Genomic DNA, 25873 nt, shown 5'->3' with positions numbered 1-25873 from the left:
GTTCTCCCCGTACGCGGCCGATAGGATGCTTGTGATTGAGGGCGTTTTGGAACGTACCTCGGTCAGTCGTCTCCGGCGGTGACAGCGGCCTTGTCGCTACTGAGTGCTTTTGCCCCATTTTCGCGCACGCGAGGTGGGGCGTTCGTGCAGCGAACGCCCTGTTTCGGGGCTGGGTGTGAGCGGCCCGTATCTTGCTAGAGCCTTACCAATCAATGACATGGCATTTTGCTTTCATTTATTTCAAGGCTTCGCCCAGCGGTGCGCCGGGTGGGTTGTTTTCGGGAGTGGTCGGACATGCACAGCTTTTTATCACCTGGTATCCGCCTGCTCGGACGTTTCGGCTTCGCGCGCAAGTTCCAGGTTCTGTTTTTCCTGTTCATGCTCCCCTTGGCCGGAAGCCTGTGGATGATCGGCCAGGACTATCGCGACAAATTAAGCGTGATTTCCGCTGAGCAGTCCGGTCTTCGTCAACTATTGGCCCTGGATGCGCTGGACGGCCAACTGAGCGCCCAACGTAACCTGGCTGCGCGCTGGAAGGCGGCGGACATCCTGCATGCCCCGACGCCAGCGGCGAAGGCGGCGATGGATAAGGTCGATGCCAATTTCCCGGTGATCCTGCAAAGCCTGCAAGCTCTCGGTGATGCTTTGAAAACCCAGAGCGCCGGCGCTGATGTCCTGGCCCGCTTCGAGGCGTTGCAGGCCACGGTCAAGGGCATGGACTCGGCGTCCCTGCGCACCGTTGGCTGGTGGCCGGATGGCTACGACCGCTTCACCGCTGCGCTGACGGCGATGCAGGCCCTGCGCGAACAGATCACCCTCGACGCCGGCCTGATCCTCGACCCCTGGTTGGAAACCTACATGCTCATGCAGATCGGCACCCAGCAAACGCCCGACCTGATCGAGCGCATCGGGCGGATGGCCAGTGTCGGGCAGTCCTCGATTTCTTCGGGGCAGTTCACCTTGCAGAGCCGTTTGCAGATGCGCGACCTGCGCAGCCGCATCGGCGATGCGCGGGATCAACTGGTCAAGGCTGCGGCTTCGCTCAAGGCCAAGCAGTACGCCGGCATGGAGCCGTGGACAGCGCAATACGACACCAGCCTGCAGTTGTTGGATAACGAACTCAAAGTGCTCGACGACGGCGTGTTCGGCGGCAGCATCAAGCTGGATACCGCCGGTTTCGAGCGCAGTATCGACGCCACGCTCGAGTCGCTCGGCGCGCTGCGCATTCGGTCGCTGACGTCGATGGATGCGCGCCTGGACTACTACCACGAGCACGCGAACACGCAGTTCATACCGATGGCGGCAACGTTCAGCCTGTTGGCGTTGGCGGCGCTGTACCTGTTCATGTGCCTGCAAGCCTCCATCCGCCGCAGCGCCAGCGGTATCACCACGTTGGCCGAGTCCCTGCGCGACGGCAACCTGTGCGTGGCCGTGACGGTGGAAGGGCGCGACGAACTCGCGGCCATCAGTACCGCGCTTAACGTCGCGGTGGTGCAATTGCGCACCAGCCTGCTCGGCGTCAATCACGAAACCCAGCAGCTTGGCTCGGCGGTGCTCACCCTTAATTCGCAATCGGGCAGCACCCTCAGCGAAGTCGAGGACCAGCAGCACCAGATCAGCCAGATCGCCGCCGCCGCTACGCAGTTGGCCGCCACGTCCATGGGCGTCGCGCGCAGCTGCGAACAGGCCTCGGGCAGTGCCCAGCACACCCGGCGCATCGCCGAAGACAGCAGCCGCGACAGCCAGCGCACCACCGCCAGCATCCAGCAGCTCAACCAGCGCCTGACCGATACCTCGGACGCCTTGCAGCAGGTCAGCCAGCAAGGCCAGCAGATTCAATCGGTGGTGGACACCATTCGCGGCATCGCCGAGCAGACCAACCTGCTGGCGCTCAACGCAGCCATCGAAGCCGCCCGCGCAGGCGAGCAGGGCCGTGGCTTTGCGGTGGTCGCCGATGAAGTGCGCAGCCTGTCGCAACGCACCCAGGCGTCGACGGCGCAGATCGCCGGCACCGTCGACAGCCTGCGCGCCACGGTGAGCCAGGCGGTGACGCTGATGGGCGCCGCGTGCGAGCAGGCGTTGACCGATGCCGAGTCCGTCACCGGCCTGGGCACGCGCCTGGGCGAGATTGCCGGCGCGGTGCAGAACGTCACCGACACCCTGGCGCAAATCGCCACGGCGGTGGAGGAGCAGGCGGCGACGGCGGATGAAGTGAGCGGCAATATCCAGCAAGTCGACCAGGCCGCCGGGCGCCTGCTCGACGGCGCGCGCGCAGTAAATCGTGCAGCGGACACCTTGAGCAAAGGCAGCCAGGCGTTGAGTGATAACACCGCACGGTTTCGCCTGAGCTGAGGTCTGTAAACCCTCAAGATCCAACCCGGTGTGCGGGGGCGAGCGCGCTCCCACACGCTTCAACGCACCGGTGGCACTGACCGCATAGGTGCCGACCTTGTCGCTTTTCTCACCGGCCACCAGCAGCCAATGCCCGTTGGGGGAAAATGCGATGTTGCGCGACTGCTTCTCTTCGACCCGGTATTGGTCGGCACGCCGAAGCCTCTGCTGATCGGGGTGAGTGCGCCGGTGGCGGCGTCGAAGCGGTAGTGCAGCACATGGTCCGTGCCCAGGTTGCCGGCGTAGGCAAGGCGAAATTGCTTGGGTCGGGGCATCGCTTCGACGGCGAGCCGCTGCTGGACAAGGCGCAAGCCGGTTAAGGGAAAACGCTGCACCTGTGGCAAGCATTAAACCCGGAACCTTCAGCCCCGACAGGGCTCACTTGTTAAGTCGCCCTGTTCCCTTGCCGAAAGGAATCCGCATGCATGCCCCCCCATCAACCGTGCCCCTTCACACCCCCGTCGAACGCGAACTGAGCCTGCGCGCGGTCATCACCGGCACCGTGCTCGGTATCCTGCTGACCCCTTCGAATGTGTACGCCGGGTTGAAGATCGGTTGGTCGTTCAACATGTCGATCATTGCCCTGCTGGTGGGGTATGCGATCTGGCAGGGCCTGGCGAGGCGGTCGTCGGAGCAGCTGCCGTGGACGCTGCATGAAAGCAATATCAATCAGACCGTCGCCTCGGCCGCCGCGTCGATTATTTCCGGTGGGCTGGTGGCGCCGATCCCGGCCTATACCCTGTTGACCGGCAACCAGTTGGATGCGCTGCCGATGATCGCCTGGGTGTTCTCGGTCAGTTTCCTGGGCATCTGGATCGCCTGGTACCTGCGGCCTTCGTTGCTCAATGACAAGGCGCTGAAGTTTCCCGAAGGCATGGCCACCCTGGAAACCCTGCTGCATATCTACAACCATGGGCGCGAAGCCGCGACGCGCTTGAAGGTGCTGCTCAGTGCGGCGTTGCTGTCCGGGCTGGTGAAGTGGGTGGACACCTTTGTGTGGGCCTTCCCGCGTTGGTCGCCGAGTGCCCAACTGGAACGCCTGACCTTCACCGCCGACCCTTCGCTGTTGCTGCTGGGTTTTGGCGGCATTATCGGCATTCGCGTCGGCCTGACCCTGTTGCTCGGTGCCTTGCTTGCCTGGGGCGGTCTCGGCCCGTGGCTGCTGGCCCAAGGCCTGGTAACTTTGCCGCCCGGCAGCAGCGGCCCGCAATTCGCCGCGCTGGTGGAATGGTTGCTGTGGCCGGGGGTGAGCCTGATGGTGTGCTCAACCTTGGCGTCGTTAACCATTCGGTTGTGGGCGTTGTACACCTCTACAAAGTCCGCTGGCGGGCAAGCCTGGAGCGTCCCCAAGCCTGGGCCGGCCGCCGGTTTCGCCCTGTCGATCGTATTGGTGGTGAGCCTGCAGGCACTGTTGTTCGGCATCAACCTGTGGATGGCCTTGTTGACCATTCCCCTGGCGATCTGCCTGGCGGCCGTCGCCGCCCGCGTGGTGGGCGCCACCGGTATCCCGCCGATTGGCGCTATCGGGCAGTTGTCCCAGCTGAGCTTCGGCATCGTCGCGCCGGGGCAAGTGCCGATCAACCTGATGAGTGCCAACACCGCCGGCGGCTCGGCCGGGCAGTGCACCGACTTGATGAACGACTTCAAGGTCGGCAAGGCGATTGGCGCCACGCCGCACAAGCAAGTGATCGCGCAGATCCTGGGGATTTTCATTGGCAGCATCGTCGGGGTGTTCGCGTACCTGGCGCTGATTCCTGATCCGCAATCGATGCTGCTCACCGAAGAATGGCCGGCGCCGGCGGTCGCGACCTGGAAAGCCGTGGCACAAACCCTTACCCATGGGCTGGATTCATTGTCGGCGAGCATTCGCTGGGCGATTGCTATTGCCGGTGTGGCGGGGGTGTTGCTGGGGGTACTCGACAGCCTGTTGCCCGCCCATCGCGCCCGCTACTTGCCCAGTGCCGCTGCGTTGGGGTTGGCGTTTGTGCTGCCAGCTTCGGTGTCGCTGATGATGGCGCTGGGTGCGGTGCTCACCTGGCTGGTGAGCTGCCGCTGGCCGAGCATTACCGAGCGTTTTGCGATTACCGCAGCGGCGGGGTTGATTGCCGGGGAGAGCATCACCGGCGTGGGGGCGTCGCTGTGGCAGATGATGGGGAATGGGTAAGCTGTCCCCCAAGGCTGGCATCTCCCCCACAACAGTCCGGTTCTTGATGGGTTAAGCGTTCGCCGCACGACTCACTTGGCAAACGCATACTCTCCACCCTGTTCCAGCGCCTGGCGATAAGCCGGGCGTGCCTGGAAACGCTGCACCCACGCTGCCAGGTGCGGGTACGCCGGCAGCTTGCCCTGGGCCTTGGCGATTTCGCCGATAAAGCTCATCTGGATGTCCGCGCCGCTCAATTCATCGCCCAGCAGATACGGCGTGTGTGCCAGCGCCTCGTTGAGGTAACCGAGGTAATTGGCTACTTCCGATTCGATACGCGGATGCAACGGCGCACCGGCATCACCCAGGCGTCCCACATAGAGATTGAGCATCAGCGGCAGCATGGCCGAGCCTTCGGCGAAGTGCAGCCATTGCACATACTGGTCGTAGGCGGCCGTGGCCGGGTCCGGTTGCAGGCGACCGTCGCCATGGCGGCGGATCAGGTAATCGACGATGGCGCCGGACTCGATCACCACGTTGGCGCCGTCTTCGATCACCGGGGACTTGCCCAGCGCATTGATCGCCTTGAGCTCCGGTGGCGCGAGGTTGGTCTTCGGGTCGCGCTGGTAGCGCTTGATCTCGTACGGCAGGCCAAGCTCTTCCAGCAGCCACAGAATGCGCTGCGAACGTGAGTTGTTGAGGTGATGGACAATGATCATGGGAACTCCGCGTGGCATGGGGTGTGTAGGAACAGACTGCTGCGACAACGTAGAGTGCCCTGAATCAGCGGGATGTTTGCTTGGCAAACGCCCCTTCGATCAACGCACCACCTCGAACGCCGTGTATTCATACGCCGAGCGCATTTTGCTCGACGTCGTCTCCAACGTCAGGGCAATGCCCAGGTCTTCGATAAACGCGCGCGAGGTCTTGTAGTCGCCTTGCTCGCACTCAAGCTTGATGGCGTCGCCGGTCAACGAGGCAAACACCTGTCGGGCCGGGAAGCGCTGGCCAACCTTGCAGCTCACGGAGGTCTCGAGCGGGGTATCGGTCGGTTTGCCGGGCACGTTCGCCATGTGCAGGTTGGCGCTCAGCGTCTGGCCAGGCGTCCAACTGCTCGGAATACTCAGTTCGGCTTCGCGGGTCAGCAACACCTGGCCGTCGCCCACGCCATTCATCTTCGACTTCAACTGAATCAGGTCCGCCTGCACCAGGCGCTCGACATGGAAGGTGTCGCTGTAGATCTCGTTCTTATTCAGTAAGCCACCCACCGCCGTGAAGGTCACCGAGGTGGGGGTGTCGTTGCTGCCATCGCTTTTTTTCGACAGGTACGTGTAGCTCAACGTCTTGAACTTCGGCTGCAGCAGGGCCGAGTCGAGGTGCTGGAGCACGCTGGCGGGTACGGCGACGTCGTTGATGCTCGGTTCTACGACGGTGCGTGGGTAGTCAGCCGGTTCGATGTCCGGACGTGACCAGGCCAGCAGCGCCGCATCGACACCGCCCTGCAACGAACAACTGATGCGCGATTGCGTGCCGTCGGTGCCTTCCGGCTCTACCAGCAGCACGCGCTCGACTTCGCGGGTGCCCGGCGCGACGCCGGGCCGTGGCTTGATGGCCTGCCAACGGTCGCCGACCTTGAGCTCGCTGCGAATGTAGGCGTCATCGCCTTTTTGCAGGCGAGCAGGCTGGTCGAGCAGCGGGGCAAGGCGTTGGGCAACCTCGTCGATATTGCCTTGCACAACAAAGCCCCAGTAATAGTAACGCCCCAGGTTGCCGAGGTCGCTGGCCTCGTCGGCGTACGACAACAGCTTCAAACCGGCGATGGGCGGCGTGCTGATCGGCACCGCGTTGGCCTTGCGGTCCGCGCGGTTGACTACCGCGATCCACGCGAAGTCTTTGTCCTGCTTGAGCGGCGCGTAGGCCTGCCAGGCGTCGCGGTGGCTGTTCAGGCTGCTGAAGAACGTCGCGTCGCAGCGGGTGAAGGCCTTGAGCGTGTCGGTCAGCGCGGCATCGTCGGCGTGGGCGATGGAAGGCAGCAGCGCAGAGGCGAGGAGGAGGGCGGCGGTGGGCAACTTCATCGAGCGGGATGTCCGTATCGGGGGCGGGAACTGGGCATTATCCAGAAATTACCCGCCAAAGGCTCGGCTCAATGACCGAGCCCCATGAGGCGCGCGATTTTTTCAGATCCAAAGATCGTTTGTTGCAGTACGCTCACCGCCTTCATGGCCGGTATTCAAGATGCCCCGAGGCTCAATCATCATCAGCTTCGCCTCACCCTCGGCGGCGGTCCGATGTTCAACGCCACGCGGGACCACATACAACTCGCCCGCCGCCACATACACCGGACCTTCCGGCAGATCGATACGCAGCGTCCCTTCCAACACCAGGAACGCTTCGTCGGTTTCCGGGTGTGAGTGCCAGATGAACTCCCCTTCGATGCGCACCACCTTGAACTGGTAGTCGTTCATTTCGGCGACGACCCTGGGGCTCCACTGCTCGTTGATGAGCGACGCCTTTTGCGCAAGGTTTACCGGTTGTGCCGGGTGCTGTGACGTAGCCATGATCCATCCTCTGGTAGGTAAGAGGGCCAGACTATCGAGGCAACGAGGCGCCTGGCTTGTACGATCCTGCACGTTGGCCGTCTAAAGCTCGGCCGATTTCCGGCGATAACCTGTATGAACCCGCCAATCAAGGATCGATAAAATGGCTCTTTCCGTCAGCGCTGCCTATCTCCCGCCGGTCAACACCAGCCTTACACCTTCCGACCAGCAGCTCGTGGCCCAGCCACTGACAGAGGCCGCGAAGGAAGCGTTGGCAAACGCCGCCCCGGCGGCCGTCTACCATCCCAGTGGATCAGCAAGCACCACGGTGGAACCGCCGGAGGTGGTCGACGTCTGGGTCGGTCGGACCCAGTCGCCAGACCACCCTCGGCTCGTCGAAATTTCCACCGGCGCGCTCAATACGCTGAAGGCATCCTTCAAGGCATTCGAGTCAGCGCTGTCGGCCATCGCTCCCGACTTGGCCGGCAAAAAATACGGCTTCACCGTCGAGGCCGATGGCCGCCTGAAAGTGCTGGATTCGGCCAGCCAGCTCAGCAGCTCGGATACCAAACGGCTGACGGATTTGCTCAATCAATCCCTTGGCCTGAAAACCGCAGCTGTTGCCTACCGCAATGCCTCCATCGACACGGTGGACGCCGATTCCGTCTGGTCGGGCCTGGGCTATTACAGCCTGACCAACGAAAACTTCGCCAAGACCATTGATCTGGCGCCGCTCTTAAGAGACTTCGACCCGTCGGACTTCAAAGGGGCCAGGGACCGGATTTTTATTAATCAACTGGCCTCCAAAGGCGAACTGGCGACGCAACAGACGGAAGCGGCGATGTATGAGCGGCGTGGAATACAGCGGTTCAGTGCGCAGGCGTGATCTACTGTGTGGGGTAAAAATGAAGCCGTGCAGGCGGTTCAACCCCGCCTGCGCGATTCAATCCCTGCAAAAATCAGCATACCCGTCACCATCGCCAACGTGAACACCAGCACCTGCCATTGGCCCGTCAACAGCAATGCCACTGCCGGCCCGGGACATAGCCCCGCAATCGCCCACCCCATGCCGAACACCAGGCTGCCCAGCACGAGGCGGCGGTCGATGGTGCTTTGCGTCGGCATCTGGATCGGTGCGCCCAGCAGCGAGACCTGACGATGCCTTACGACGTAAAAGGGCACGCTGCTCACCATCAGGGCGCCGAGCATGACCAAGGCCAATGAAGGGTCCCACTCGCCGGCGAGGTCGAGGAACGCGAGCACCTTCGCCGGGTTGGTCATGCCGCTGAGGTGCAGCCCCAGGCCGAAGATCAGACCGGCGATCAATGCAGTGAGTTTGCGCATGCTCAGGCTCCCAGCAGGTGGCGGATGAAATAGACACCGGCGAACCCGCTGCCCATGAAACAACCGACCGCGACCAACGAACGCAGCGACCACCGCGAAAGCCCGCAGATGCCATGCCCACTGGTACAACCGGCGCCATACCGCGTGCCAATCCCCACCAGCAGCCCTGCCAGCACCAGCGCGTAGCCACCGGCCTGGAACGATGACTCAGGCAGCTCGGCAAACAACGACCAGATCCAGGGCGAGACCAGCAGCCCGATCACAAACAGCAGTTTCTCCCCACGCCCCTCGCCGCGCCTGGAGAGCAGGCTGCCAAGCAGGCCGCTGATACCGGCGATGCGGCCGTTGAGCAGGATGAACAGGCCTGCGGACAAGCCGATCAGGGCCCCGCCGAGCAGGGCGGTCCAAGGGGTGAAGTGGGTGGAAAGAGTCATGGCAGGGCCTGGGTGTGTGAGGACTACGTGCATCGATACCACAGTTTTATCCCCAACCCCAACGGGTGAAGACGCGCACTCACACCTTGGCCGTATGCACCTTGGCCAGGCGCAGGCGCCAATCGCCGTCATGGCGCAGGTGGCATTCTTCTTCGGAGTCGAAGTGGACGCAGCGTTCCATGGGCGCGCCGTGCACGTCGGCGTCGTTGAGTGCGGCAGCAGTCAGCTCACGCATGCGTGTGTCTGCCCCTGTCGAGAGGGCGTGCTCCTTGTTGGCGCGGTTGTCGAACACCCAGATCACCCGCAGGCTCTGGGGGAAGGCGCTGTAGTCGACGGTGTGGGTCAGCCAGTCGAAGCCGGGGATTTCAGTTTTGGCGATTTCGCAGGCGTCGGTGAGGGTGGCGATGAGGCGACGTTCAATCCGGGCGTTGTCGCGTGGTGTGGTTGGCATAAAGGGCTCCAAGTGGGGTGTTCAGCCTGTGTATTAAACCAGCTACACCTGAACTCTTAGCGCGTTGATGATAAACGCATGCAGGCTATTAACCGCCTTGGCCCCCCGAGAAGCTCGGCTACGCAGAATCGAAACCTCCATGGGCGCAATGTTTCCCAAGCCATGCTCGCTGCTCAACACCTGCAGTGATGGCTGCACGGTGCACTGCGTGATCGCGGCAATCGCCAGCCCACCTTCCACCGCTGCCACTTGGCCGGCGAGGCTGGAGCTGTTGTAGACCACCTTGAATTGGCGCCCTTGCTGGGCCAGTGAATGCACCGCATAACGCCGCGCCAGGCTTTCACTTTCGTAGACGGCGATAGGCAGTGGGTCGCGCCGCCATAGTTCGAACTGGGGCGAGCCCACCCAGACCATGGGTTCTTTGAACAGAAAGGTGCCGCTGTGGGGCGAGTCCCTGGACACCAGCGCAAGATCAAGATCGCCGCTGCGCACACGCGGGATCAGCGTGGTCGACTGTTCGCAGGTCAGTTCTATTTCCACACCGGCGTAGCGCGGTGAAAAACGCTTCAGCAGCGGCGTGAGGTATTTCGCCGCATAGTCCTCTGCGACGCCCAGGCGGATTCGCCCGGTGATCGCTTCCCCGTTAAAGGCCGCCTGGGTTTCTGCGTGCAGTGCGAGCATGCGACGGGCATAGCCGAGCAGCGTCTGGCCGTCATCGGTGAGTTGCAGATGCCTTGGGCCACGGCTCAACAGCGGGCGTCCAAGGGCGGCTTCGAGCTTCTTCATCTGCATGCTGACGGCGGACTGCGAGCGGTTGATCTCATGGGCCGCACCCGACAGCGAACCGGCATCTACTACCGCCACGAAGCACTTGAGCCAATCGATCTGCAAATCGCTGGAGGGCATGGCAGTTTCCTTTATTCGTTAATCGAATGGCTGCAACGTGAATAATGCGCTTTTCAGGACTTTTCTTCACTCGCAAGATACTGGCCTGAATACCCACCTGCTGGATTGGATCATGCCCTTTGATACCTGGCTGCTTTACCTGATGACTTGCTTCGGCATCGCCGTGGTACCAGGGCCAAATGCATTACTGGTGCTGACCCATGGGGCCCTGCACGGCAGTCGCCGGACGCTGTTCACCATCAGCGGCGGCGTGCTCGGCTTTGCCCTGGTGCTGACGCTGTGCGCGCTGGGCCTGGGGGCACTGATCCAGGCATCGGCCAGTTGGTTCACCGCCTTGAAGGTGGCCGGCGGGCTCTACCTGATCTGGCTCGGTTTCGGCCTGTGGCGCGCGGCCCCCGTCAGCCTTGAGGCCACCGGCACAGTCAGTTTGCGGCGCTGGTCGCTGTTCCGCCAAGGGCTGGTCTCGGCGATTTCAAACCCCAAGGCACTGCTGCTGTTCACCGCGTTTATCCCACCGTTCCTGGACCCGCACAGAAGCATCATCGCGCAGACGGCTGCCATCGCGCTGACCTACGCCGTGGTGGAGTTCGTCGTGGAATACCTGGTGGCCAGCGCAGCGAACCGCGTCCGACCTTGGCTGGCCCGCACCGGGCGCCGGTTCAATAAAGTCTGCGGTGGGTTTTTTGTACTGTTTGGGTTGGCCTTGCCGGTTCACAGTTGAAGGCAAGGCTGCCTTGGCGCTTGTCGCCCCCTTTTTTACACAATCCGTAATCCGCACCCGCCTTGGGCACACACCTGAACGTGGTGTAGCAACGATTGCTGGCGCAATGAAAGCTGACGGGCTGCCCGGCCGGGACTACACGCTCGTCGAAGTATCTGCGCGTTTCATCGATCGTCGCACTGACCGTAGACGCTGACGTGGTCATTGGAATATCTCCTTCGCCGTGAGACAAAGGCTGTCGCCATTCTCAGCTTCCCTCCAGCAAGGAGCGTTACGCGTCATGGACGAAGTCATAACTTACCGGGTTGCAACCGTAGACGATGCACTTACCCTGTGCGAGTTGGGGCAACTGCTCAACGAGGTGCACCACGCCGCTCGCCCCGATATTTACGCGGCTGCCACGGAGCAAGTTGCGCGCGACCTGCCTCATTGGGCGGGCCTGTTCGAGAAACCGGGGCAGGTGGTATACATCGCGAATGCCGATGGTCACGCCGTGGGGTTCGTCACCGCCAGCCTTTCTACAAGCACCGGGCCGCTGATGCAGCCGTTGAATGTTGTTCGAATCGGCTCGGTGTGCGTCGCTGAAGCGTTTTGGGGAAAAGGCATTGGGCGCGGTCTTCTGCAACGGGTTAAGCGCTGTGCAATCGAACATGGTGCCCAGGATTTGAGGTTGTCTGTCTGGGCGTTCAATGAACGTGCTGCGCGCATGTACAGAGAGTTCGGCTTCGAGACGCGTGCCTGTGAGATGGGCATGCGCCTGTAGAAACTGTAAAAAGGTTCGAACTGCGGATGTGATTATTTAATCTGTTTGTGGCTCGGCGTCACGTTTGATCGGAAGGTTCAGAGCGCAAAAATATGCCTTTCTCACTCAATCAAAATGCCCAGATTGTGTTAGTCCCCGCGCAACAAAGCGACTTGGAGGACCTTATTGCCATTCGACTTGAAGCCATGCGTGAAAGTCTGGAGCGTGTCGGGCGCTTTGATCCGGTACGCGCGCGCGAGCGGTTTGTCAGCGGCTTTGAAGCTCGTGACACACGTTATATCGAGGTCGCTGGAGAGAGGGTTGGCTTTGTAGTGGTCCAGCGGCATCCCAATGAATTCTTGCTCGACCATTTATATGTGAGACCGAGCGCGCAAGGATCGGGGATCGGCTCTGCTGTGCTCTCTCGGATTTTCAAAGAGGCGGAAAACGCTGCACTCCCTATTAAAGTGGGGGCTCTTAAAGAAAGCGCATCGAATCGCTTTTATACCCGCCATGGCTTCCAATTTGTCCAAAGCAGTGAGTTCGACAATTACTATGTTCGCCGGCACATTGCGGTGGCGGGGCCTGCGGGCTAGTTGGCCGGGCGGGCGCTTGGAGAAGCCGGGCTGACGCCAGCCTTCAAATCGGCCTATCCACAACCCGCGCATTCCACACCTCCCGATAGCGCTCCCGCCAGCCCGGACTGCCTTGGTCCAGCCACTCCAGTGTCGCCTCGATCGTGTCAGCGCTGATGACGAAGTGATTGATATGCTCCACGATCCGTTCCTGAGACAGGTGCAGCAAGTCCAAGTAGGCATTGAACGAGTCCGCCAACACCACGTATTCATCGCCTTGCTGGCGGCGCCCCGTCCATGCGGGTAAACCCGCCACCATCGCGCCTATATCCTGGCGACCTTCGCGCAGGTCCAGCAGCAAGACACTCGCACCGCCATCACGTCCGATCGGCAACAACCCGGTAGCGGGGAAGCCAGGTTGCCTGCGCAGTTGCTCCAGTTCATAGGGGTTGGACTCATACGTTTCGCCCGGGTCCAGGCCATACAACAAAAAACTCAGCAATTCTTTATCGCCATTGCTCATGGTGGCGAGCACGTCGTATTCCACGGTGGCGCCGTTGCAGGTCTGGAGAAACTGCCGGTAATCCTCCGGCAAGCGTGCGCCGAGGCTGGTTTCCAGTTGCGAGATGGCAGATTCAGGGGCGCCTTCCCGGGTGTCGTCGAGGATTAATCCACGGTAGTCAGTCATCGAAGCCTCGCGCAACCTTAGTAAAAATCATAATAGAGCGCCCATTCCCCGGTTTCGCAGTGCTTCCAGAACATCAGGCTCCCGCTGTCGACCACGTTCAGATGGATCTTCGCGTCCGACGAAATCTGGAATACAAACTCAAAGCCATCACCCGGATCCACGCCCGATTGGCAGAACGAGGGGTAACCGCCGATCTTGTGTTCGTAGGTGTGAGTGATCAGGTCGTAATAGCTTTGTATCTCGCCCGCGCGTTGCAACTTCAGTATTGCTTGCTCAAGGTCCGCCGGGACACCACCGCCATCCCACAGTGGATAGTCCGCCGGCACTGCGTGCGCTTGGAGGGGGAAGGGTTTGAGAAATGAATCTGCCACGGGCAGCGCCTTGCGAACCAATACATCATCCGGCCCATATTCACGGATGACCCAGTTATTCCCCATCGGCTCAAAGTGCTCGGGAAACGGGTTTGCAATAAACACCGTCAGCACACGAACCCCCGCCAGCTGAGGGCTATTGAAGGGCAGGGCGGGCAGGTAAAACTGCGCATAGGGGAGCAACGGTTGCCCCGCCTGATTGGTCGGCACGCCTTCATCTGGCCGGAACAGGAAGACCTTGCCCAGCCAGCTTTCTTCATCGGTGTCGGCGGGACGAAAGCCGCCAGCCACGAACTTCACGGCAGGGCGGGCCAGGTGGTGCTTGATTTCCTGAATCTCCATGGCGATGTAAACCTTCCTTTTGCAGACATAAAGGCCGCAGATTAGCAGTGTGCGCAAGCGGTTGGCAGTAGTCCGGAGGGCGGGACCCGCGGCACACGGATATTTTCAACGCAGCCCCGTATTGCTAAAGTTTCCCACTCACCCGCCGACAGCTTTTGTTCCCACTTCACGGATGATTTTAATGTTCCGCTCTCTTTTTTCCGGCGTTGCATTGCTCGCCGTTGCCTGCACTGCCCAAGCCCGGACCGTCACCACGCCCGAACAGCTGCTGACAGAGTTCTCTCGATGCGATGCGCATTTCTTCGAGAGCCTGCGCGATGCGCGTTTGCCAGCAGGTACCTTACGCCTGAGTGACTACGGCTCGGTCAAGGCACCGACCATCATGAGTCCGCTGCAGGAAGGTGGCACTTACCAACACTTCGAAACGCCCCTGATCGTTAACGGCGTGCGTATGGTCGGCTATTACAACCAGGCCCAAACCATCAAGGACGTCGGCAATTTTCTGTTCTGGGGCTTTGTAGTCGATGGCTCGCCGCAAGAGGTGGCCGCAAAGCTCAAGCCGCTGATCGTTGATAACGCACGTTTTGTCAGTCAGGGCAAAGCCATTACCCGCGCCGAAATTCGCCGGGTCGGTGACCCGATCGGCCAATGGCGCACCGAAGGGCTGACCGGTCCTGGCGTCGCTACGCCGTTTGGTTTCGTAGACCGCGTGCTCATGGTCGACGCGGGCGACACGTCACCGTCGCTCGTGGGACACACCACCGTGTTCTGCTCGCTACAAGGCACCGTGACCGCGCCGCTGTTGCAGGTCTATCGCCCTGACCTCAACGCTCATCTACTTGACTGACAAGGATGCTTATCATGAAGACTCGCTGGTTCGCACTGATTGCCTGCTCCGTCATCCTCACAGGTTGTGCAGGGATGCAGAACCCGCAAAAAGCCAACCTTGCCCATTGCGCTAATCAGTTAAAGGCGTCCAAAGCCGAAAACTACCCTCTGGTGCTGCAGGAAGGTGATCTATGCCTGCAGAAAGCTACGCTGCCTGCCTCGCTGCATAGTTTGATTTATGCGGTGCAGGCCGACGCCTACCTCAACCTCAAGCGCTTCCCCGAAGCCTTGGCCGCCAAGGAGAAATCCATGCAACTGTTGGTCAAGCCTGAGCCGCGCGCCTACCTGGACTTGAGCGCTATGTATCGGGCCGCTGGTAACCCGAAAAAAGCCCTTGAACTCGTGCAGTACAACCTTGACAACGGAATGGGAGAAGCAGGCAAGGGGGCCGGCTTCAATATGCCGACCTACTATCATCTGGGCCTCGCGCTGACAGACCTGGGTCAGTACCGGGAGGCCGCTGAAGCATTCAGTACTGGCCTTCAGCGCCAGCCGGACTATGCCTGGGCCTATTACGCGCGCGGGATCGCGTACGACCATTTGGGCAACAGGGAAGACGCCAAGGCCGACTTCATGAAGTTCTCGCAGATCGTCGACAAGAAGTATCTGGAGCAGGAGAACAAGGCCAAGCTCGCCGAGTACAGGATTTCCATCCCGTAATTGGAGCACCCGCTTAGGGGCGAATGTGCACGTTGCCTGGATAAACCGACGGATTTTGAGAAAGCACAGGCAGTGGAACAGGGGGCCAGGTTTTGTTGTTCATCTGTGCTGCGGATGGTTGGGGCTGCTGCGCAGCCCAACGGGAGCAAGCTCCCTCGCCACAGGGGGGAGCGTTTGCCTTGGTCAGTTCGCTGCTGCTGCCGCATGCTTCTTGGCCCAAACAAAAGATAGGTCAGATAGCCCAGGAGCAACGCAACCAAAGGAACGACAAACCGGCGCAATTTCGAATCCATTCGTGAGGTGTGGACGGGCAGTGTAGCGATGCTCACGCGCCGTACATAGATGCCTTTCTACAACAGGTTTAACCGCGTTCGGCGCTGCGAACCAGCGGCGCATGTGCAGGCCCATGTAGGCGTTGATGGCGTTGGTACATCGCGCCCAGCAGGGAAAATTACGCCGTGATGGGTTGGTCGGGGACCATAGTTACGGAAGGCATGCAGTGAAGGTCAGGATCGCTTTCGGGTTACTTGAACCTGTTTTGATTACTCGCTTACCGGAGGGCAGCTTTCGAGCGAGCTAGCCGGTAGCTGTGGGTAGCAATCGGCCAGAAGCGGTCAGTTTTCAACACCGAGAACTGCCTCAGCTAGCTGGTCATCGAAGTACTCCGTGTCATCGCGGGGCTCTGAATCCAATCGCCGCCTGGTCTCGGACAACATTTGAGGAACTGCGATTCGCTGGTTCAGAAAAGTAGCGACCATGAGATCTGACAGCTCTTTAAAAGGCGTGTCCCAGGAATCTCGACAGTGCTGTAGTAACGTTGTCGGAGCCTCTCCTTTCCATGGGCCAATGATGTTGGCTACTGTCGTCGGTTGGACCATTGGCATCAATTCGTGCGGGTTGAAAAAAGGGATACTACCGACAGATCGCACGCAGTGCGAAGAGCCACTTTGGGTCTATTGCTGCCTTCTGTAAATTGGCACACCGAAGAGGTTACTTGTAATACCTGGTCCGAAGATACGACGTTGAACCAGAATAAAGAATTCCAGCCATTGAGTTTCGCGTAGACCTTGACCGTGATGATTCATGAGTGCTAATGCTATAGCAAATAACAGGATTTAACGGAATTTGGTTATGACTATCATTGATGATTTAAAAGTTAAGTACCCCGGGGCCATTTCATGGTCATTTGGGGATGCTCCAGAAATGGCGGATGAGCTGGCTGAACTTGTTACTCAAGGAATAAAAACGGCTACGTGTAGTTCACTTTCGTCATTCAAACACGAAGATGAGCCACCCACTATTGGCGGTTACGGCATCATCCTCAACAGTAAGGGCGAACCTGTATGTGTAATTAGAGTTGTGTCGATGCGTATTATTCGTTATTGCGACGTAGATCAAGACTTTGCAAGGAAGGAAGGTGAAGGGGATCTCAGCCTCAGTTACTGGATGCAGGGTCATAAAGATTTTTTCCAGAGAGAGGGCTCGTTCGACGAGGCTATGGAACTTGTGGCAGAAGAATTTGAGTTGGTGGAAGTCTTGTAAAAGACAAAGCGCTCTGAATCGTCTCGGGTTTTCTAGGCAGTCTCCAAGCACGATGTGTAACGCTTTTACCGATGACCGCAGCTCAAGCAATAAGTGAGAAGAATAGGCGTGTAAAACACAGCTTCTACGACCGACGGAGTCTGTTTCAGGCTCGGTGCAAACAACCTGAAAATTCTTGGTATGGTGCGAGAAGGCTGTCTCTACTTAGGACAAAAAATGATTTCGCATGTATTCATCGGAGTGAATGACTTCAGTCGAGCGCTTGTGTTTTACCAAGGGCTCATGCAGATCCTCGGACTTGATCTCAAGTTCACTGAACTTGAACGCCCATGGGCTGGTTGGAAACACCCGGAGACTGAACGCCCTCTTTTCGTGGTGGGCAAACCGTTCGGCGGCGAATCTGCGACGCCAGGACATGGGCAAATGATTGCTCTGCTGGCACCTAATCGGCAGACCGTAGACAACGCCCATGCCTTGGCGTTGGCATTGGGTGGAACATGCGAAGGCGCTCCCGGCCTGCGACCCGAATACCACCCGAATTTTTATGGCGCGTACTTTCGAGACCCTGAAGGAAATAAGCTTTGCGTCTGTTGCCACGATCCGGAGTAGGTCACGTGTAGGATCTGCAAAAAGGGATGGATTTATTTGCAACTTTGTGGCGACGCAGGGTTACCCACTAATGCAGACGGAAAGTGAATTAGGGATGAAATCGGCCCTTTTGCGTCCGTACCGGTCTACCATACCTCCCCGGGAGCGGTTCTATGCGCTGCCGTTCCTCTGTTTTTAAGGCATCCCAATGACCATCGACCAAATCTCCCTCCCCAAAGGCGTGGGCCCTCACGCCGCCAAGCTCCTCGACGCCATCACCGGCGCCGCCACCCATGAAGAACTCAACCGTGCTGGCGGCAAGGCTGAAGGTTTTGTGCTCGGTCTGGAATCCACCAAAGCCATCAAGAGCCAAATCGCCGAGTCGTTGTATGTGGCCTATGACGACGCGGCGAGTAATCGTTCCAGTGAATTGAAGGGCTAGGCATTAACCGGAGCAGGGCGCTTCGCGGTCGAGCAATTTGGCAGTGAGGAGTACGCCCAGCTCGCTCAGTTGGTGGATAGCGAGGGCGATGTCGCGGTGTTTGCCGGACAGGTCTTCGGACAAGTCGAGCAGCAGCGTGCTGACTGAGGCGAAGGTTTCGTAGCTGTTGGTGATGAGGGTTTCGTTGCTGGCGTCGGGAGCGACGCTGAAGAGAGCGCTTGAATCTGTAGGCATTGTTAAGTTCCTTGCTTGGGCCACTACCTGATCGCTACTAAACGATAAGGCGGTAGCTGTACGCAGGTTAGTAGACCGGTGGAACCTAACAAAACCGGCGCGCCCGAGGGCGCCCTACGCACAGCCACCATCGAGCACAGACAGGCACGTCTGACAGATGAAGCTTGTGCACTTGTTAGGTTAAACCGTGGGCTACTAAACCCGATCACCGAGAGATTCGGCGACCGAGCCACCTTAGAGACGGCCACCTCAGCGCACAAGCCGGCGGATTCTGACGCAAGCGTAGGCAAGGGAGCAAGGCACGGTGGCTGCGCGGCTCACACCGTAAGACTTAATAACCATCCCGCCGCGCCGCTTCCTACAACCACCAGCCACGGTGGCAGTTTCCACACCATCAGCGCCACCAGGCCAGTCAGCGCCAGGGCGAAGTCCTGGGCGGTGAAGATGGCGCTGGTCCACACCGGTTGGTACAGCGCCGCCAGCAACAGGCCGACGACCGCTGCATTCACGCCCGCCAGGGCGGCTTGGGTGCGCGGGCTGCGGCGCAGGCCTTCCCAGAAAGGCAGTGCGCCCATCACCAATAAAAACGATGGCACGAAGATCGCCAGCAGGCAGAGCAGGCCGCCGATCCAGCCACTTGGGGCTTGGGCCATCGAGGCACCGAGGAAGGCGGCGAAGGTGAACAACGGGCCGGGCATGGCTTGGGCGGCGCCGTAACCGGCGAGGAACACGTCATTGCTCACCCATTGGCGGGGCACGACTTCGGCTTGCAGCAAGGGCAGCACCACGTGGCCGCCGCCGAATACCAGCGAGCCGGTGCGGTAGAAGGCGTCGGTCACGGTCAGGGTTGGATTGGGCATCAACTGGGCGAAGATCGGCAGGCCCGCGAGCAATAGCACAAACAGCGACAGCCACATCGTCCCGACGCGACGGCTGATGGTCACGGGCAGGGCGTCGTGCGCTGCAGGCGATGTGGGTTTGAATAGCAGCAGACCGGCTACGCCCGCGACCAGGATCACGCCGACCTGGCCCCACGCCGACGTTTGCAGCAGGGCCATGCAGGCGGCGAGGAGCATCACGGCCACGCGCGGGGCGTCGGTGCACAGGTTGCGCGCCATGCCCCACACGGCCTGGGCGACCACGGCGACGGCCACGACTTTAAGGCCATGCAGCGCGCCGGACGGGATGGCGGTGCTGTGCCGGGCGATGCCCAGCGCCAACAAAATCAGCACCACGGCGGACGGCAAGGTAAACCCGAGCCACGCCGCCAACGCGCCGCCATAGCCGGCGCGTGACAGGCCGAGCGCGATGCCCACCTGGCTACTGGCCGGGCCGGGCAGAAATTGGCACAGCGCGACCAGATCCGCGTAACTGCGTTCGCTCAGCCAGCGCCGCCGTGTCACGAATTCCTCGCGGAAATAACCCAGGTGCGCAATCGGACCGCCAAAGGAGGTAAGGCCCAGGCGCAGGAAAATCAGGAACACCGACCAGGGATTTTCGCGGCGATCAGCGGGGGAGTGGGCCAAGGTGGTCGGTCTCGATGAGGGCAGGGCATCGAGGCACCTTAGCGAATTTTGATGACGTGAAGAAGAGGCGCCAGCGACAGCGCTCAATGTTGTACCGTTGCTCCCCAGGACCGTACCGATGACGAAGGAGCCAGCATGACATTGACTGTCGAAACCCTGCTCGAACTGGCCATGGCCAACCCCATTAACGCCGAAATCACTGCGCGCCTGCCTGGCCTCGGGGTGGACCAGTGCATGCTCACGGCGGGTTGCCTGTTCCAGGCGGTATGGAACCATCAGGCGAGTCTGCCTGCCGATCAGGGCGTGAAGGACTACGACGTTTTTTACTTCGATACCGACGTGTCCTACGAGGCGGAAGACGCGGTGATTCGTGTGGCGGACGAGCTGTTCAAAGACCTGGGCGTCAATGTCGAGGTCAAGAACCAGGCGCGGGTGCACCTCTGGTACGGTCAGCGCTTTGGGCGGCCTTATCCGCAGTTGCGTTCGGCGCGCGACGGGGTCGATCGTTATCTGGTGGCCGGTACGTGCATCGGCTTGGAGATTGCCAGGGGCGAGGTGTATGCGCCGTATGGGTTGGACGATGTGGAGCAGGGGATTTTGCGGATTAACCCGTTGCATCCGGAGCAGGCGTTGTTTGAGCAGAAGGCGCGCAGTTATCAGGCTCGGTGGCCTTGGCTGAGGATTGTTGGGGGTGGGGACGCCTGAATGCTTTGGCTGGGGGCGCTGCGTTATCGTTGGTGATTTTCGCGAACAAGCTCGCCCCTACCGTTGATTTACGCTGAACTTTTACGTGGGTGCTGCACGTCCAAGATTCAAACCACTTCCGCCAAGGACAGACGATGACTTTCTTTATCTTCCTGCTAGCCTGCGCCGCCGCTGCCAGTACCGGCATTATTTTCAAGCCCGGCGCCTGGTACGAATCCCTGGTTAAACCCAGCTTCACTCCGCCCAATTGGCTGTTTCCGGTCGCGTGGACGATCATTTACCTGCTGCTGGCCTGGGCCGGTTATCGCTTGAGCCTGATCCCCGGCAGCCAAATGGTGCTGGCGCTGTGGGCCGCGCAAATTGCGCTGAATACCTTGTGGACGCCGGTGTTTTTCGGCGCGCATCGTGTGCTCGCCGGGATGGTGATCATCGTGCTGCTGTGGATCACCGTCGCCGCCATGGTGGTATTGGCCGTGCGCCTGGACCTGATCACCGGCCTGATCCTGTTCCCGTACCTGGCGTGGCTGTGTGTGGCGGCGGCGTTGAATTTCTCGATCCTGCGCAATAACCGCTGATGGCCCACCAACCTTGGCCCGCCAGCGAGGCGGAACTGGCCCAGATGCGCCGCTTCAATCAGAAGCTCGCCTGGCTGCCGCGCTTCAAGATCCGCAACCGCATCACGCCGCGGTTGATCCAGGCGCTGCTGCGCGTCAGTCAAACGCTCAAGCGCTCCACACCGGCTGAAAGCAGGGTTGTCGACAACGTCCCCGTGCGCATCCTGCGGCCAAGCGGCAAGCCCAAGGGCGTGGTGCTGGATATCCACGGCGGCGGCTGGGTGATCGGCAATGCGCAGATGGATGACGACCTCAACCTGGGCATGGTGCGCGCATGCGACGTGGTGGTGGTGTCGGTGGATTATCGGTTGGCGGTCGACACGCCGGTCGAGGGGCTGATGGCGGATTGTTTGGCCGCTGCGCGTTGGTTGCTCAGTGCCGATGAGTTTGCCGGCCTGCCGGTCATCGTCGTCGGTGAATCGGCCGGTGGGCATCTGGCGGCGGCGACGTTGCTGGCCCTCAAGCAATGGCCTGAACTGCTCAAACGTATAAGCGGCGCGGTGTTGTACTACGGCGTTTATGATCTGGCCGGTACACCGAGCGTACGCGCTGCCGGGCCGGAGACGTTGCTTTTGGATGGGCCGGGGATGGTGGAGGCGTTGCGCATGCTCACGCCGGGGCTGAGTGATGATGAGCGCCGGCAGCCGCCGTTGTCGCCGTTGTATGGTGACTTTGAAGGGCTGCCCCCGGCGTTGATGTTTGTGGGGGAGTTGGACCCGCTCAAGGATGACACGCTGTTGATTGCAGAGCGGTGGCCCAGGGCGGAAGTACACCTGTTACCGGAGTCGGCCCATGGGTTTATTCATTTTCCGGTGGCGATGGCCGATGGCGTGCTTGCTTGCAGCCGCAAGTGGATAACGAAGCACGTCGAGGGAGAAAAGTGAGTTCTCCCCAGGCAGGCGGCGCTTATTTTCCAAATCGAGTGCCATCCCCACGATCTTCCATCGGACACCCGACCAACGCGGCGTATACACCTTGCGCCTGACCTGGCAAGCGGACGGCGCCATTGGTTATCAGGTTGCCAGCGGTGGGGCGTGGGAAGAGAGGAAACTCGTCGAAAAGCCCGGTTTTTCCGTGCGCCATGTGAGCGTGCATGCCTCCGGTATGAAGGGCAGTGCTGTGTGTGAGTTGCGGAAATGAACGCGCTGACGTTGAGGCCGGCGACGGTGACCGATCTGCCGTCGATCTATCGGGGAGAGCAGGATTACATCCGGCGCTGGGAGCCTGACCACGAAGCAGCCTGGCGGCTCCAGTTGGAGCGCCACCTCACGCGCTGGGTCGATAACTTCGAACGGTTGACGATTGCGATGCTGGACGGGCAGTTCGCCGGTTATTCGCTGTGGACGGCAGAGGAGGGGTTTGCCGAGCTTTGTACGATCAACGTCAGTGAAGCTTACCGACGCCAGGGGATCGGTCGAACGTTGCTGAACGCTTACGCGGCGGCGGCTGGTCAGAATGACTTCCTGAAGTTGCGGTTGAGCGTACGTTCCGATAACCCCGCCCGGCTGATGTATGAGCGCGCCGGGTTTGTCTGTGTGGGCACAGGCTCCAACGACTACCTTTGCTACGAGCGAGCCACCCGCCCGTGAATATCACCGCAAGAATCGGATAGCCATCGCTGTCCAGGTGCTCGTCTCATAGGGCTCACCCTAAGAGTCACCCACCATGAACTTTCGCATTACGGGCCTTGCTCCCGATCCATTTCTCAGTGTGTTTGGTTTGCCCGACGATCAGCTTGCCGCGCGTGGGATCAAGCGTTACCGAGTCGACCGTCACCCAGGTTTTCCCGACCGCATAGAGATGAAAGATGCGCAGGTTGGGCAGAGCGTGCTGTTGCTCAATTTAGATCCAATGTGGGAGGGGGCCGATAGCCATAGGTATCTCCACAACTTCCAGACTCTGACAAATCTCCCTGTGGCGAGCGGGCTTGTCCCGCGTTGGGCTGCGTAGCAGCCCCAGTCAAGAAGAACGCGGTGTATCAGACACTCTGTATAGACTGGTTTTGGGGCTGCTACGCAGCCCAACGCGGGACAAGCCCGCTCGCCACAACAGCCCTACCTGCCGGGCGTTCAGCGTTGAGCCAACGGTGTCTAGATACCTATGCCCGATAGCAGTCTGTCAGTTGATGCAAATGTCGACTGGCACACCGCCATCGGGGGCAAGTCGAATCGTCGCACCGCCCCTCCCACATTAGGAGCTCGGCGTGTTCAGTTAGACCGCAACCGCAGTATCTGCGCCCCATCAAACGGGTCCGTCAGGTAATGCGCCTGCACCCCGAATGTCTCCTGCAAGCGCTCCGGCGTCAGCACGTCCAGTGGCGTGCCCAGCGCTACCAGGCGCCCATGATCCAGCACGGCCAGGCGATCACAGGTCAGCGCTTGATTCAGATCATGCAGGGCGATGAGGGTGGTCACCGGCAATCCTTGCACGCCTTTCAAAATCGCCAGTTGATGCTGGATGTCCAGGTGATTGGTCGGCTCATCCAGCAACAGGATCTGCGGCCGTTGCGCCAGGGCGCGGGCGATGTGTACGCGCTGCCGCTCGCCGCCGGAGAGGCTGCGCCAGGCGCGGTGGCTCAGGTGGGTGGCGTCCACATCATGCAGGGCCTGGCGCACGATGGCGTCGTCTTCGCCGGACCACGGGCTCAGCGCCGACAGCCAGGGTGTACGGCCCAGCGCGACGGCGTCGAACACGCGGATGGCGTCGTCGGTGTCGGCCTGTTGTTCCACCACCGCCAACTGTTGTGCGATGACGCGGCGGGACAGGTCGCCCAGGCGTTGGCCGCCCAGGCGCACGTCGCCGCTGGCCGGTGCGCGCAGCCCGGCGAGCAGTTTGAGCAGGGTGGATTTGCCGGAGCCGTTCGGCCCGACGATCCCCAGGGTTTCACCCAACTGAACCTCCAGGTGGATATCGCGCAGCAACTCCGCCTCACGCACCTTGAAGCCCACGCCGGTGCAACTCAGTACGCTCATCGCGCATTCCTCCTGCCAATCAGGATCAGTGCAAACACCGGCGCGCCGACCAGTGCCGTTACCACGCCGACCGGAATCACCTGGCCCTTGATCAAGGTGCGCGACAACACATCGGCCGCAATCAAAAATAACGCCCCGCCCAGCGCACTGGCGGGCAGCAGGCGCGAATGCCCGGTGCCGAGCAGCAGGCGCACCGCGTGGGGGATCACCAGGCCGACAAAGCCGATGGAGCCCACAATCGACACCATCACCGCCGTCACCAGCGCCGCGCACCCCACCAGCACAAACTGCACGCGGCGCACGGGGATGCCCAGGGACGCCGCCGAGTCGCTGCCGAAGGTAAACGCATCCAACGCACGACGATGCCACAGGCACACCGCCAGGCCGGTGACCGCCACCGGCACCGCCAGCCACACCGACGGCCAGCGCACGCCGCTGAGGTTGCCCAGCAGCCAGAACATGATGCCGCGCGCCTGTTCGGAGCTGGCCGACTTGGTGATCAGGAATGCGGTGAGCGCATTGAACAGCTGCGACCCGGCGATGCCCGCGAGGATGATCTGCCCGGTGCCGCTGGATGAGCCACTGGCCCGTGCGAGCAGGATCACCAGCGCAAACGCCGCCATCGCGCCGACAAAGGCGCCGGCCGAGAGTGAAACCAGCCCGCCGCCCACGCCCATCAACGCCACCAACACCGCGCCGGTCGAAGCCCCGGCGCTGATGCCCAGCAGGTACGGATCAGCCAATGGGTTGCGCAGCAACGACTGCAAAATCACCCCACAGGTCGCCAGCCCGGCCCCGCAGGCGGCGGCAACCAGGGTGCGGGTGAGGCGGTAGTTCCACACCACGCCTTCATCGATCGGGTCCAGCACGTAACCGGCCGCCCACAGTTTGTTGGCGAGCACCTGCAGCACCACCTGGGGCGAGATGGCGGTTTCGCCGATGGCCACGCCGGCGAGCACGGCGATCAGCAATAGCGCCAGGGCGAGTAAGGTCCGGATCATTTCGGCAGGTCGTAGCCGTCGATGGCCGTGGCCAGTTGTTCCAGGCCATCGAACGTGCGGATGCTGGCCTGCAGCGCCAGGGCGTCGAGGATGATGATGCGGTTGTTTTTTACCGCGTCCATGTTGCGCGTGACCGGGTCGCTGCGCAGGAAGGCGAGTTTCTTTTCATGGTCGTCGGCGGGGTAGCGGCGTCGGTCCATGCGGGCGATCACCAGGAAGGTCGGGTTGGCCTTGGCGATGGTTTCCCAGCCGACGGCGGGCCATTCTTCATCGGACTGCACCACGTTGTGCAGGCCGAGGGTTTCGAGCATGAATTCGGGAATGCCCTTGTGGCCGGCCACGTACGGGTCGCTGGCCATTTCGGCGCTGGAAAACCACACCAGCGCGCTCGCCTGCTTGAGGCCTTTGCTCTGCACGGTGGCCACGGATTTGGCCAGGCGCGCCTTGAGCGCGTCGTTCAGGTGTTGGCCGCGATCCTGTACGTCGAAAATCTGCGCCAGTTGGCTGATGCTCTTGTAGATCGTCTCGATACGGAACGGCTCCAATCGCGTGCCGTCGGCGCCCACCAGGTTGTCCTTGCCTTCGCAGTCGGAGGGCAGCAGGTAGGTGGGGATCTTCAGTTCGTGAAACTGCTCGCGGGTACCGACCACGCCTTGCGGGCCCACCACCCATTCCAGCTCGGCGGCCACCAGTTGCGGGCGCTTGGCGATCACCGCTTCAAAGCTGGGCTCGTTGTTGGCCAGGCGCTCGATGCTGTCGTTCTGTGCCTTGAACTGCGGCAACACGCTGTTGAACCACAGCGAGGTGCCGACCACGCGGTCGCCTACGCCCAGGGCATAGAGCATTTCGGTGGCGGCCTGGCCGATGGTCACGCTGCGCGCGGGCGCCTGCTGGAAGGTGAGGGTGCTGCCGCAGTTTTCCAGGGTCAGCGGGTAATGCGTGGGGGCGGCGTGGGCCAGGGCGCAGAAACCCAGGCCGCTGATCAGGGCGGTAACGCGTGGCAGCATGAGGCAATCTCCGTGAGAACCGTACGTGGAAACAGGGGAGGTACGGTTC

31 protein-coding genes and 1 pseudogene are annotated in these 25873 nt (G+C 61.0%); 17 read left to right on the top strand and 15 right to left on the bottom strand.

All coding sequences use genetic code 11. The features are described from left to right. Positions 1–294 precede the first annotated feature (294 nt). Positions 295–2352: a methyl-accepting chemotaxis protein gene (locus FBY10_RS12120; protein ID WP_145336351.1), complete on the top strand. Its 2058-nt coding sequence runs from the start codon at positions 295–297 to the stop codon at positions 2350–2352. A 51-nt stretch (positions 2353–2403) separates the two neighbouring features. Here the strand turns inward: FBY10_RS12120 and FBY10_RS12115 are convergent. After that, positions 2404–2568: pseudogene (locus tag FBY10_RS12115) on the bottom strand (beta-propeller fold lactonase family protein); the annotation flags it as partial. 244 nt (positions 2569–2812) lie between these two features. Here FBY10_RS12115 and FBY10_RS12110 point away from each other — a divergent pair. Continuing rightward, complete coding sequence (locus FBY10_RS12110) at positions 2813–4555, top strand: OPT family oligopeptide transporter (RefSeq protein ID WP_145336349.1); 1743 nt, start codon at positions 2813–2815, stop codon at positions 4553–4555. A 71-nt stretch (positions 4556–4626) separates the two neighbouring features. On the opposite strand, the gene FBY10_RS12105 is transcribed toward FBY10_RS12110, so the two are convergent. From FBY10_RS12105 to FBY10_RS12095, 3 genes are all read right to left on the bottom strand, one after another. Next, on the bottom strand, positions 4627–5253 hold the full coding sequence (locus tag FBY10_RS12105) for a glutathione S-transferase family protein (protein ID WP_131699777.1): 627 nt from the start codon (positions 5251–5253) through the stop codon (positions 4627–4629). A 99-nt stretch (positions 5254–5352) separates the two neighbouring features. Then, positions 5353–6609, bottom strand: a complete 1257-nt coding sequence (locus tag FBY10_RS12100; RefSeq protein WP_145336347.1) for a hypothetical protein — start codon at positions 6607–6609, stop codon at positions 5353–5355. A 102-nt stretch (positions 6610–6711) separates the two neighbouring features. Then, entirely contained in the window at positions 6712–7092 is a 381-nt protein-coding gene (locus FBY10_RS12095; RefSeq protein WP_131699775.1) for a cupin domain-containing protein, read from the bottom strand. Positions 7093–7234: 142 nt separating this feature from the next. Between FBY10_RS12095 and FBY10_RS12090 the strand changes: the two genes are divergently transcribed. Then, a complete protein-coding gene (locus FBY10_RS12090; RefSeq protein ID WP_131699774.1) occupies positions 7235–7957 on the top strand; it encodes a hypothetical protein in 723 nt (240 codons plus the stop codon). A gap of 38 nt (positions 7958–7995) precedes the next feature. Here the strand turns inward: FBY10_RS12090 and FBY10_RS12085 are convergent, their stop codons facing one another. The 4 genes from FBY10_RS12085 to FBY10_RS12070 form a co-directional block, all read right to left on the bottom strand. Further along, positions 7996–8415 carry a DUF6691 family protein gene (locus FBY10_RS12085; RefSeq protein ID WP_131699773.1) on the bottom strand — a complete coding sequence of 140 codons (420 nt, stop codon included), beginning with the start codon at positions 8413–8415 and terminating at the stop codon, positions 7996–7998. 2 nt (positions 8416–8417) lie between these two features. Then, complete coding sequence (locus FBY10_RS12080; RefSeq protein ID WP_131699772.1) at positions 8418–8849, bottom strand: YeeE/YedE family protein; 432 nt, start codon at positions 8847–8849, stop codon at positions 8418–8420. A 79-nt stretch (positions 8850–8928) separates the two neighbouring features. Beyond that, positions 8929–9300, bottom strand: a complete 372-nt coding sequence (locus tag FBY10_RS12075) for a hypothetical protein (protein WP_145336345.1) — start codon at positions 9298–9300, stop codon at positions 8929–8931. Between the two features lie 42 nt (positions 9301–9342). Then, positions 9343–10206 (bottom strand): LysR family transcriptional regulator, encoded by an 864-nt coding sequence (locus tag FBY10_RS12070; RefSeq protein WP_145336343.1) that lies wholly within the window; start codon positions 10204–10206, stop codon positions 9343–9345. 112 nt (positions 10207–10318) lie between these two features. Between FBY10_RS12070 and FBY10_RS12065 the strand changes: the two genes are divergently transcribed. The 3 genes from FBY10_RS12065 (at position 10319) to FBY10_RS12055 (ending at position 12265) form a co-directional block, all read left to right on the top strand. Beyond that, positions 10319–10927 (top strand): LysE family translocator, encoded by a 609-nt coding sequence (locus FBY10_RS12065; protein ID WP_131699769.1) that lies wholly within the window; start codon positions 10319–10321, stop codon positions 10925–10927. A 280-nt stretch (positions 10928–11207) separates the two neighbouring features. Continuing rightward, a complete protein-coding gene (locus tag FBY10_RS12060) occupies positions 11208–11690 on the top strand; it encodes a GNAT family N-acetyltransferase (protein WP_145336341.1) in 483 nt (160 codons plus the stop codon). A 92-nt stretch (positions 11691–11782) separates the two neighbouring features. After that, positions 11783–12265, top strand: coding sequence for a GNAT family N-acetyltransferase (locus FBY10_RS12055; RefSeq protein ID WP_131699767.1), 483 nt, complete (start codon positions 11783–11785; stop codon positions 12263–12265). A 43-nt stretch (positions 12266–12308) separates the two neighbouring features. Here the strand turns inward: FBY10_RS12055 and FBY10_RS12050 are convergent, their stop codons facing one another. Then, entirely contained in the window at positions 12309–12932 is a 624-nt protein-coding gene (locus FBY10_RS12050; RefSeq protein ID WP_145336339.1) for an SMI1/KNR4 family protein, read from the bottom strand. 17 nt (positions 12933–12949) lie between these two features. Next, entirely contained in the window at positions 12950–13645 is a 696-nt protein-coding gene (locus FBY10_RS12045) for a DUF1963 domain-containing protein (RefSeq protein ID WP_131699765.1), read from the bottom strand. A gap of 181 nt (positions 13646–13826) precedes the next feature. Between FBY10_RS12045 and FBY10_RS12040 the strand changes: the two genes are divergently transcribed. From FBY10_RS12040 to FBY10_RS12020, 5 genes are all read left to right on the top strand, one after another. Beyond that, complete coding sequence (locus FBY10_RS12040; RefSeq protein WP_131699764.1) at positions 13827–14492, top strand: hypothetical protein; 666 nt, start codon at positions 13827–13829, stop codon at positions 14490–14492. A 14-nt stretch (positions 14493–14506) separates the two neighbouring features. Next, entirely contained in the window at positions 14507–15193 is a 687-nt protein-coding gene (locus FBY10_RS12035) for a tetratricopeptide repeat protein (protein WP_145336337.1), read from the top strand. A gap of 1131 nt (positions 15194–16324) precedes the next feature. Beyond that, positions 16325–16735, top strand: a complete 411-nt coding sequence (locus FBY10_RS12030) for an ASCH domain-containing protein (RefSeq protein ID WP_131699762.1) — start codon at positions 16325–16327, stop codon at positions 16733–16735. A gap of 216 nt (positions 16736–16951) precedes the next feature. Then, the gene (locus FBY10_RS12025; RefSeq protein ID WP_131699761.1) at positions 16952–17344 is read left to right on the top strand and encodes a VOC family protein; all 393 of its coding nucleotides are present in this window, start codon (positions 16952–16954) and stop codon (positions 17342–17344) included. A 187-nt stretch (positions 17345–17531) separates the two neighbouring features. Further along, positions 17532–17765, top strand: a complete 234-nt coding sequence (locus tag FBY10_RS12020) for a hypothetical protein (RefSeq protein WP_131699760.1) — start codon at positions 17532–17534, stop codon at positions 17763–17765. Positions 17766–17768: 3 nt separating this feature from the next. Here FBY10_RS12020 and FBY10_RS12015 read toward each other — a convergent pair whose 3' ends face one another. Together FBY10_RS12015 and chrA are read right to left on the bottom strand one after the other, a co-directional pair. Next, positions 17769–17999: a DUF6124 family protein gene (locus FBY10_RS12015; RefSeq protein WP_131699759.1), complete on the bottom strand. Its 231-nt coding sequence runs from the start codon at positions 17997–17999 to the stop codon at positions 17769–17771. 317 nt (positions 18000–18316) lie between these two features. Next, entirely contained in the window at positions 18317–19525 is a 1209-nt protein-coding gene (chrA, locus tag FBY10_RS12010) for a chromate efflux transporter (RefSeq protein WP_145336336.1), read from the bottom strand. Positions 19526–19660: 135 nt separating this feature from the next. On the opposite strand from chrA, the gene FBY10_RS12005 reads away from it, so the two are divergent. The 6 genes from FBY10_RS12005 (at position 19661) to FBY10_RS31460 (ending at position 22794) form a co-directional block, all read left to right on the top strand. Then, positions 19661–20230: a nucleotidyltransferase family protein gene (locus FBY10_RS12005; RefSeq protein ID WP_145336334.1), complete on the top strand. Its 570-nt coding sequence runs from the start codon at positions 19661–19663 to the stop codon at positions 20228–20230. A 134-nt stretch (positions 20231–20364) separates the two neighbouring features. Further along, a complete protein-coding gene (locus tag FBY10_RS12000) occupies positions 20365–20805 on the top strand; it encodes a TspO/MBR family protein (RefSeq protein WP_131699756.1) in 441 nt (146 codons plus the stop codon). Then, positions 20805–21728: an alpha/beta hydrolase fold domain-containing protein gene (locus tag FBY10_RS11995; protein WP_145336332.1), complete on the top strand. Its 924-nt coding sequence runs from the start codon at positions 20805–20807 to the stop codon at positions 21726–21728. Before FBY10_RS12000 ends, FBY10_RS11995 begins: the two co-directional genes overlap by 1 nt. A 91-nt stretch (positions 21729–21819) precedes the next feature. Next, the gene (locus tag FBY10_RS31465) at positions 21820–21984 is read left to right on the top strand and encodes a hypothetical protein (protein ID WP_178116740.1); all 165 of its coding nucleotides are present in this window, start codon (positions 21820–21822) and stop codon (positions 21982–21984) included. Beyond that, positions 21981–22433, top strand: coding sequence for a GNAT family N-acetyltransferase (locus FBY10_RS11990; protein WP_145336330.1), 453 nt, complete (start codon positions 21981–21983; stop codon positions 22431–22433). The genes FBY10_RS31465 and FBY10_RS11990 overlap by 4 nt, the downstream gene beginning before the upstream one ends. Positions 22434–22509: 76 nt before the next feature. Beyond that, a complete protein-coding gene (locus FBY10_RS31460) occupies positions 22510–22794 on the top strand; it encodes a hypothetical protein (protein ID WP_178116739.1) in 285 nt (94 codons plus the stop codon). Between the two features lie 257 nt (positions 22795–23051). On the opposite strand, the gene FBY10_RS11975 is transcribed toward FBY10_RS31460, so the two are convergent. The 3 genes from FBY10_RS11975 to FBY10_RS11965 are packed head-to-tail and all read right to left on the bottom strand — an operon-like array spanning position 23052 to position 25824. Beyond that, entirely contained in the window at positions 23052–23816 is a 765-nt protein-coding gene (locus FBY10_RS11975) for an ABC transporter ATP-binding protein (protein ID WP_145336328.1), read from the bottom strand. After that, the gene (locus FBY10_RS11970) at positions 23813–24817 is read right to left on the bottom strand and encodes an iron ABC transporter permease (RefSeq protein ID WP_145336326.1); all 1005 of its coding nucleotides are present in this window, start codon (positions 24815–24817) and stop codon (positions 23813–23815) included. Before FBY10_RS11970 ends, FBY10_RS11975 begins: the two co-directional genes overlap by 4 nt. Beyond that, positions 24814–25824 (bottom strand): ABC transporter substrate-binding protein, encoded by a 1011-nt coding sequence (locus FBY10_RS11965; RefSeq protein WP_145336324.1) that lies wholly within the window; start codon positions 25822–25824, stop codon positions 24814–24816. Before FBY10_RS11965 ends, FBY10_RS11970 begins: the two co-directional genes overlap by 4 nt. Between the last annotated feature and the right edge of the window lie 49 nt (positions 25825–25873).

The sequence above is a fragment of the Pseudomonas sp. SJZ103 genome (assembly GCF_007828335.1).
Lineage (GTDB): Bacteria > Pseudomonadota > Gammaproteobacteria > Pseudomonadales > Pseudomonadaceae > Aquipseudomonas.
The sequence above is the reverse complement of the archived record's forward strand: the minus strand, read 5'-3'. Positions and strand labels throughout refer to the sequence as shown.

Excerpts from the sequence above, each read along its gene's own strand:
- FBY10_RS12015 (WP_131699759.1), bottom strand. The coding sequence starts at position 17,999 with ATGCCTACAGATTCAAGCGCTCTCTTCAGCGTCGCTCCCGACGCCAGC.
- FBY10_RS12100 (WP_145336347.1), bottom strand. The coding sequence starts at position 6,609 with ATGAAGTTGCCCACCGCCGCCCTCCTCCTCGCCTCTGCGCTGCTGCCT.
- FBY10_RS12035 (WP_145336337.1), top strand. The coding sequence starts at position 14,507 with ATGAAGACTCGCTGGTTCGCACTGATTGCCTGCTCCGTCATCCTCACA.
- FBY10_RS12105 (WP_131699777.1), bottom strand. The coding sequence starts at position 5,253 with ATGATCATTGTCCATCACCTCAACAACTCACGTTCGCAGCGCATTCTG.
- FBY10_RS12065 (WP_131699769.1), top strand. The coding sequence starts at position 10,319 with ATGCCCTTTGATACCTGGCTGCTTTACCTGATGACTTGCTTCGGCATC.
- FBY10_RS11965 (WP_145336324.1), bottom strand. The coding sequence starts at position 25,824 with ATGCTGCCACGCGTTACCGCCCTGATCAGCGGCCTGGGTTTCTGCGCC.
- FBY10_RS11990 (WP_145336330.1), top strand. The coding sequence starts at position 21,981 with ATGAACGCGCTGACGTTGAGGCCGGCGACGGTGACCGATCTGCCGTCG.
- FBY10_RS12060 (WP_145336341.1), top strand. The coding sequence starts at position 11,208 with ATGGACGAAGTCATAACTTACCGGGTTGCAACCGTAGACGATGCACTT.
- FBY10_RS12070 (WP_145336343.1), bottom strand. The coding sequence starts at position 10,206 with ATGCCCTCCAGCGATTTGCAGATCGATTGGCTCAAGTGCTTCGTGGCG.
- FBY10_RS11975 (WP_145336328.1), bottom strand. The coding sequence starts at position 23,816 with ATGAGCGTACTGAGTTGCACCGGCGTGGGCTTCAAGGTGCGTGAGGCG.
- FBY10_RS31460 (WP_178116739.1), top strand. The coding sequence starts at position 22,510 with ATGAACTTTCGCATTACGGGCCTTGCTCCCGATCCATTTCTCAGTGTG.
- FBY10_RS12050 (WP_145336339.1), bottom strand. The coding sequence starts at position 12,932 with ATGACTGACTACCGTGGATTAATCCTCGACGACACCCGGGAAGGCGCC.
- FBY10_RS12095 (WP_131699775.1), bottom strand. The coding sequence starts at position 7,092 with ATGGCTACGTCACAGCACCCGGCACAACCGGTAAACCTTGCGCAAAAG.
- FBY10_RS12030 (WP_131699762.1), top strand. The coding sequence starts at position 16,325 with ATGACTATCATTGATGATTTAAAAGTTAAGTACCCCGGGGCCATTTCA.
- FBY10_RS12110 (WP_145336349.1), top strand. The coding sequence starts at position 2,813 with ATGCATGCCCCCCCATCAACCGTGCCCCTTCACACCCCCGTCGAACGC.
- FBY10_RS12045 (WP_131699765.1), bottom strand. The coding sequence starts at position 13,645 with ATGGAGATTCAGGAAATCAAGCACCACCTGGCCCGCCCTGCCGTGAAG.
- FBY10_RS12075 (WP_145336345.1), bottom strand. The coding sequence starts at position 9,300 with ATGCCAACCACACCACGCGACAACGCCCGGATTGAACGTCGCCTCATC.
- FBY10_RS12025 (WP_131699761.1), top strand. The coding sequence starts at position 16,952 with ATGATTTCGCATGTATTCATCGGAGTGAATGACTTCAGTCGAGCGCTT.
- FBY10_RS12085 (WP_131699773.1), bottom strand. The coding sequence starts at position 8,415 with ATGCGCAAACTCACTGCATTGATCGCCGGTCTGATCTTCGGCCTGGGG.
- FBY10_RS12005 (WP_145336334.1), top strand. The coding sequence starts at position 19,661 with ATGACATTGACTGTCGAAACCCTGCTCGAACTGGCCATGGCCAACCCC.
- FBY10_RS11970 (WP_145336326.1), bottom strand. The coding sequence starts at position 24,817 with ATGATCCGGACCTTACTCGCCCTGGCGCTATTGCTGATCGCCGTGCTC.
- FBY10_RS11995 (WP_145336332.1), top strand. The coding sequence starts at position 20,805 with ATGGCCCACCAACCTTGGCCCGCCAGCGAGGCGGAACTGGCCCAGATG.
- FBY10_RS12020 (WP_131699760.1), top strand. The coding sequence starts at position 17,532 with ATGACCATCGACCAAATCTCCCTCCCCAAAGGCGTGGGCCCTCACGCC.
- FBY10_RS12120 (WP_145336351.1), top strand. The coding sequence starts at position 295 with ATGCACAGCTTTTTATCACCTGGTATCCGCCTGCTCGGACGTTTCGGC.
- FBY10_RS12055 (WP_131699767.1), top strand. The coding sequence starts at position 11,783 with ATGCCTTTCTCACTCAATCAAAATGCCCAGATTGTGTTAGTCCCCGCG.
- FBY10_RS12040 (WP_131699764.1), top strand. The coding sequence starts at position 13,827 with ATGTTCCGCTCTCTTTTTTCCGGCGTTGCATTGCTCGCCGTTGCCTGC.
- FBY10_RS12090 (WP_131699774.1), top strand. The coding sequence starts at position 7,235 with ATGGCTCTTTCCGTCAGCGCTGCCTATCTCCCGCCGGTCAACACCAGC.
- FBY10_RS12080 (WP_131699772.1), bottom strand. The coding sequence starts at position 8,849 with ATGACTCTTTCCACCCACTTCACCCCTTGGACCGCCCTGCTCGGCGGG.
- FBY10_RS12000 (WP_131699756.1), top strand. The coding sequence starts at position 20,365 with ATGACTTTCTTTATCTTCCTGCTAGCCTGCGCCGCCGCTGCCAGTACC.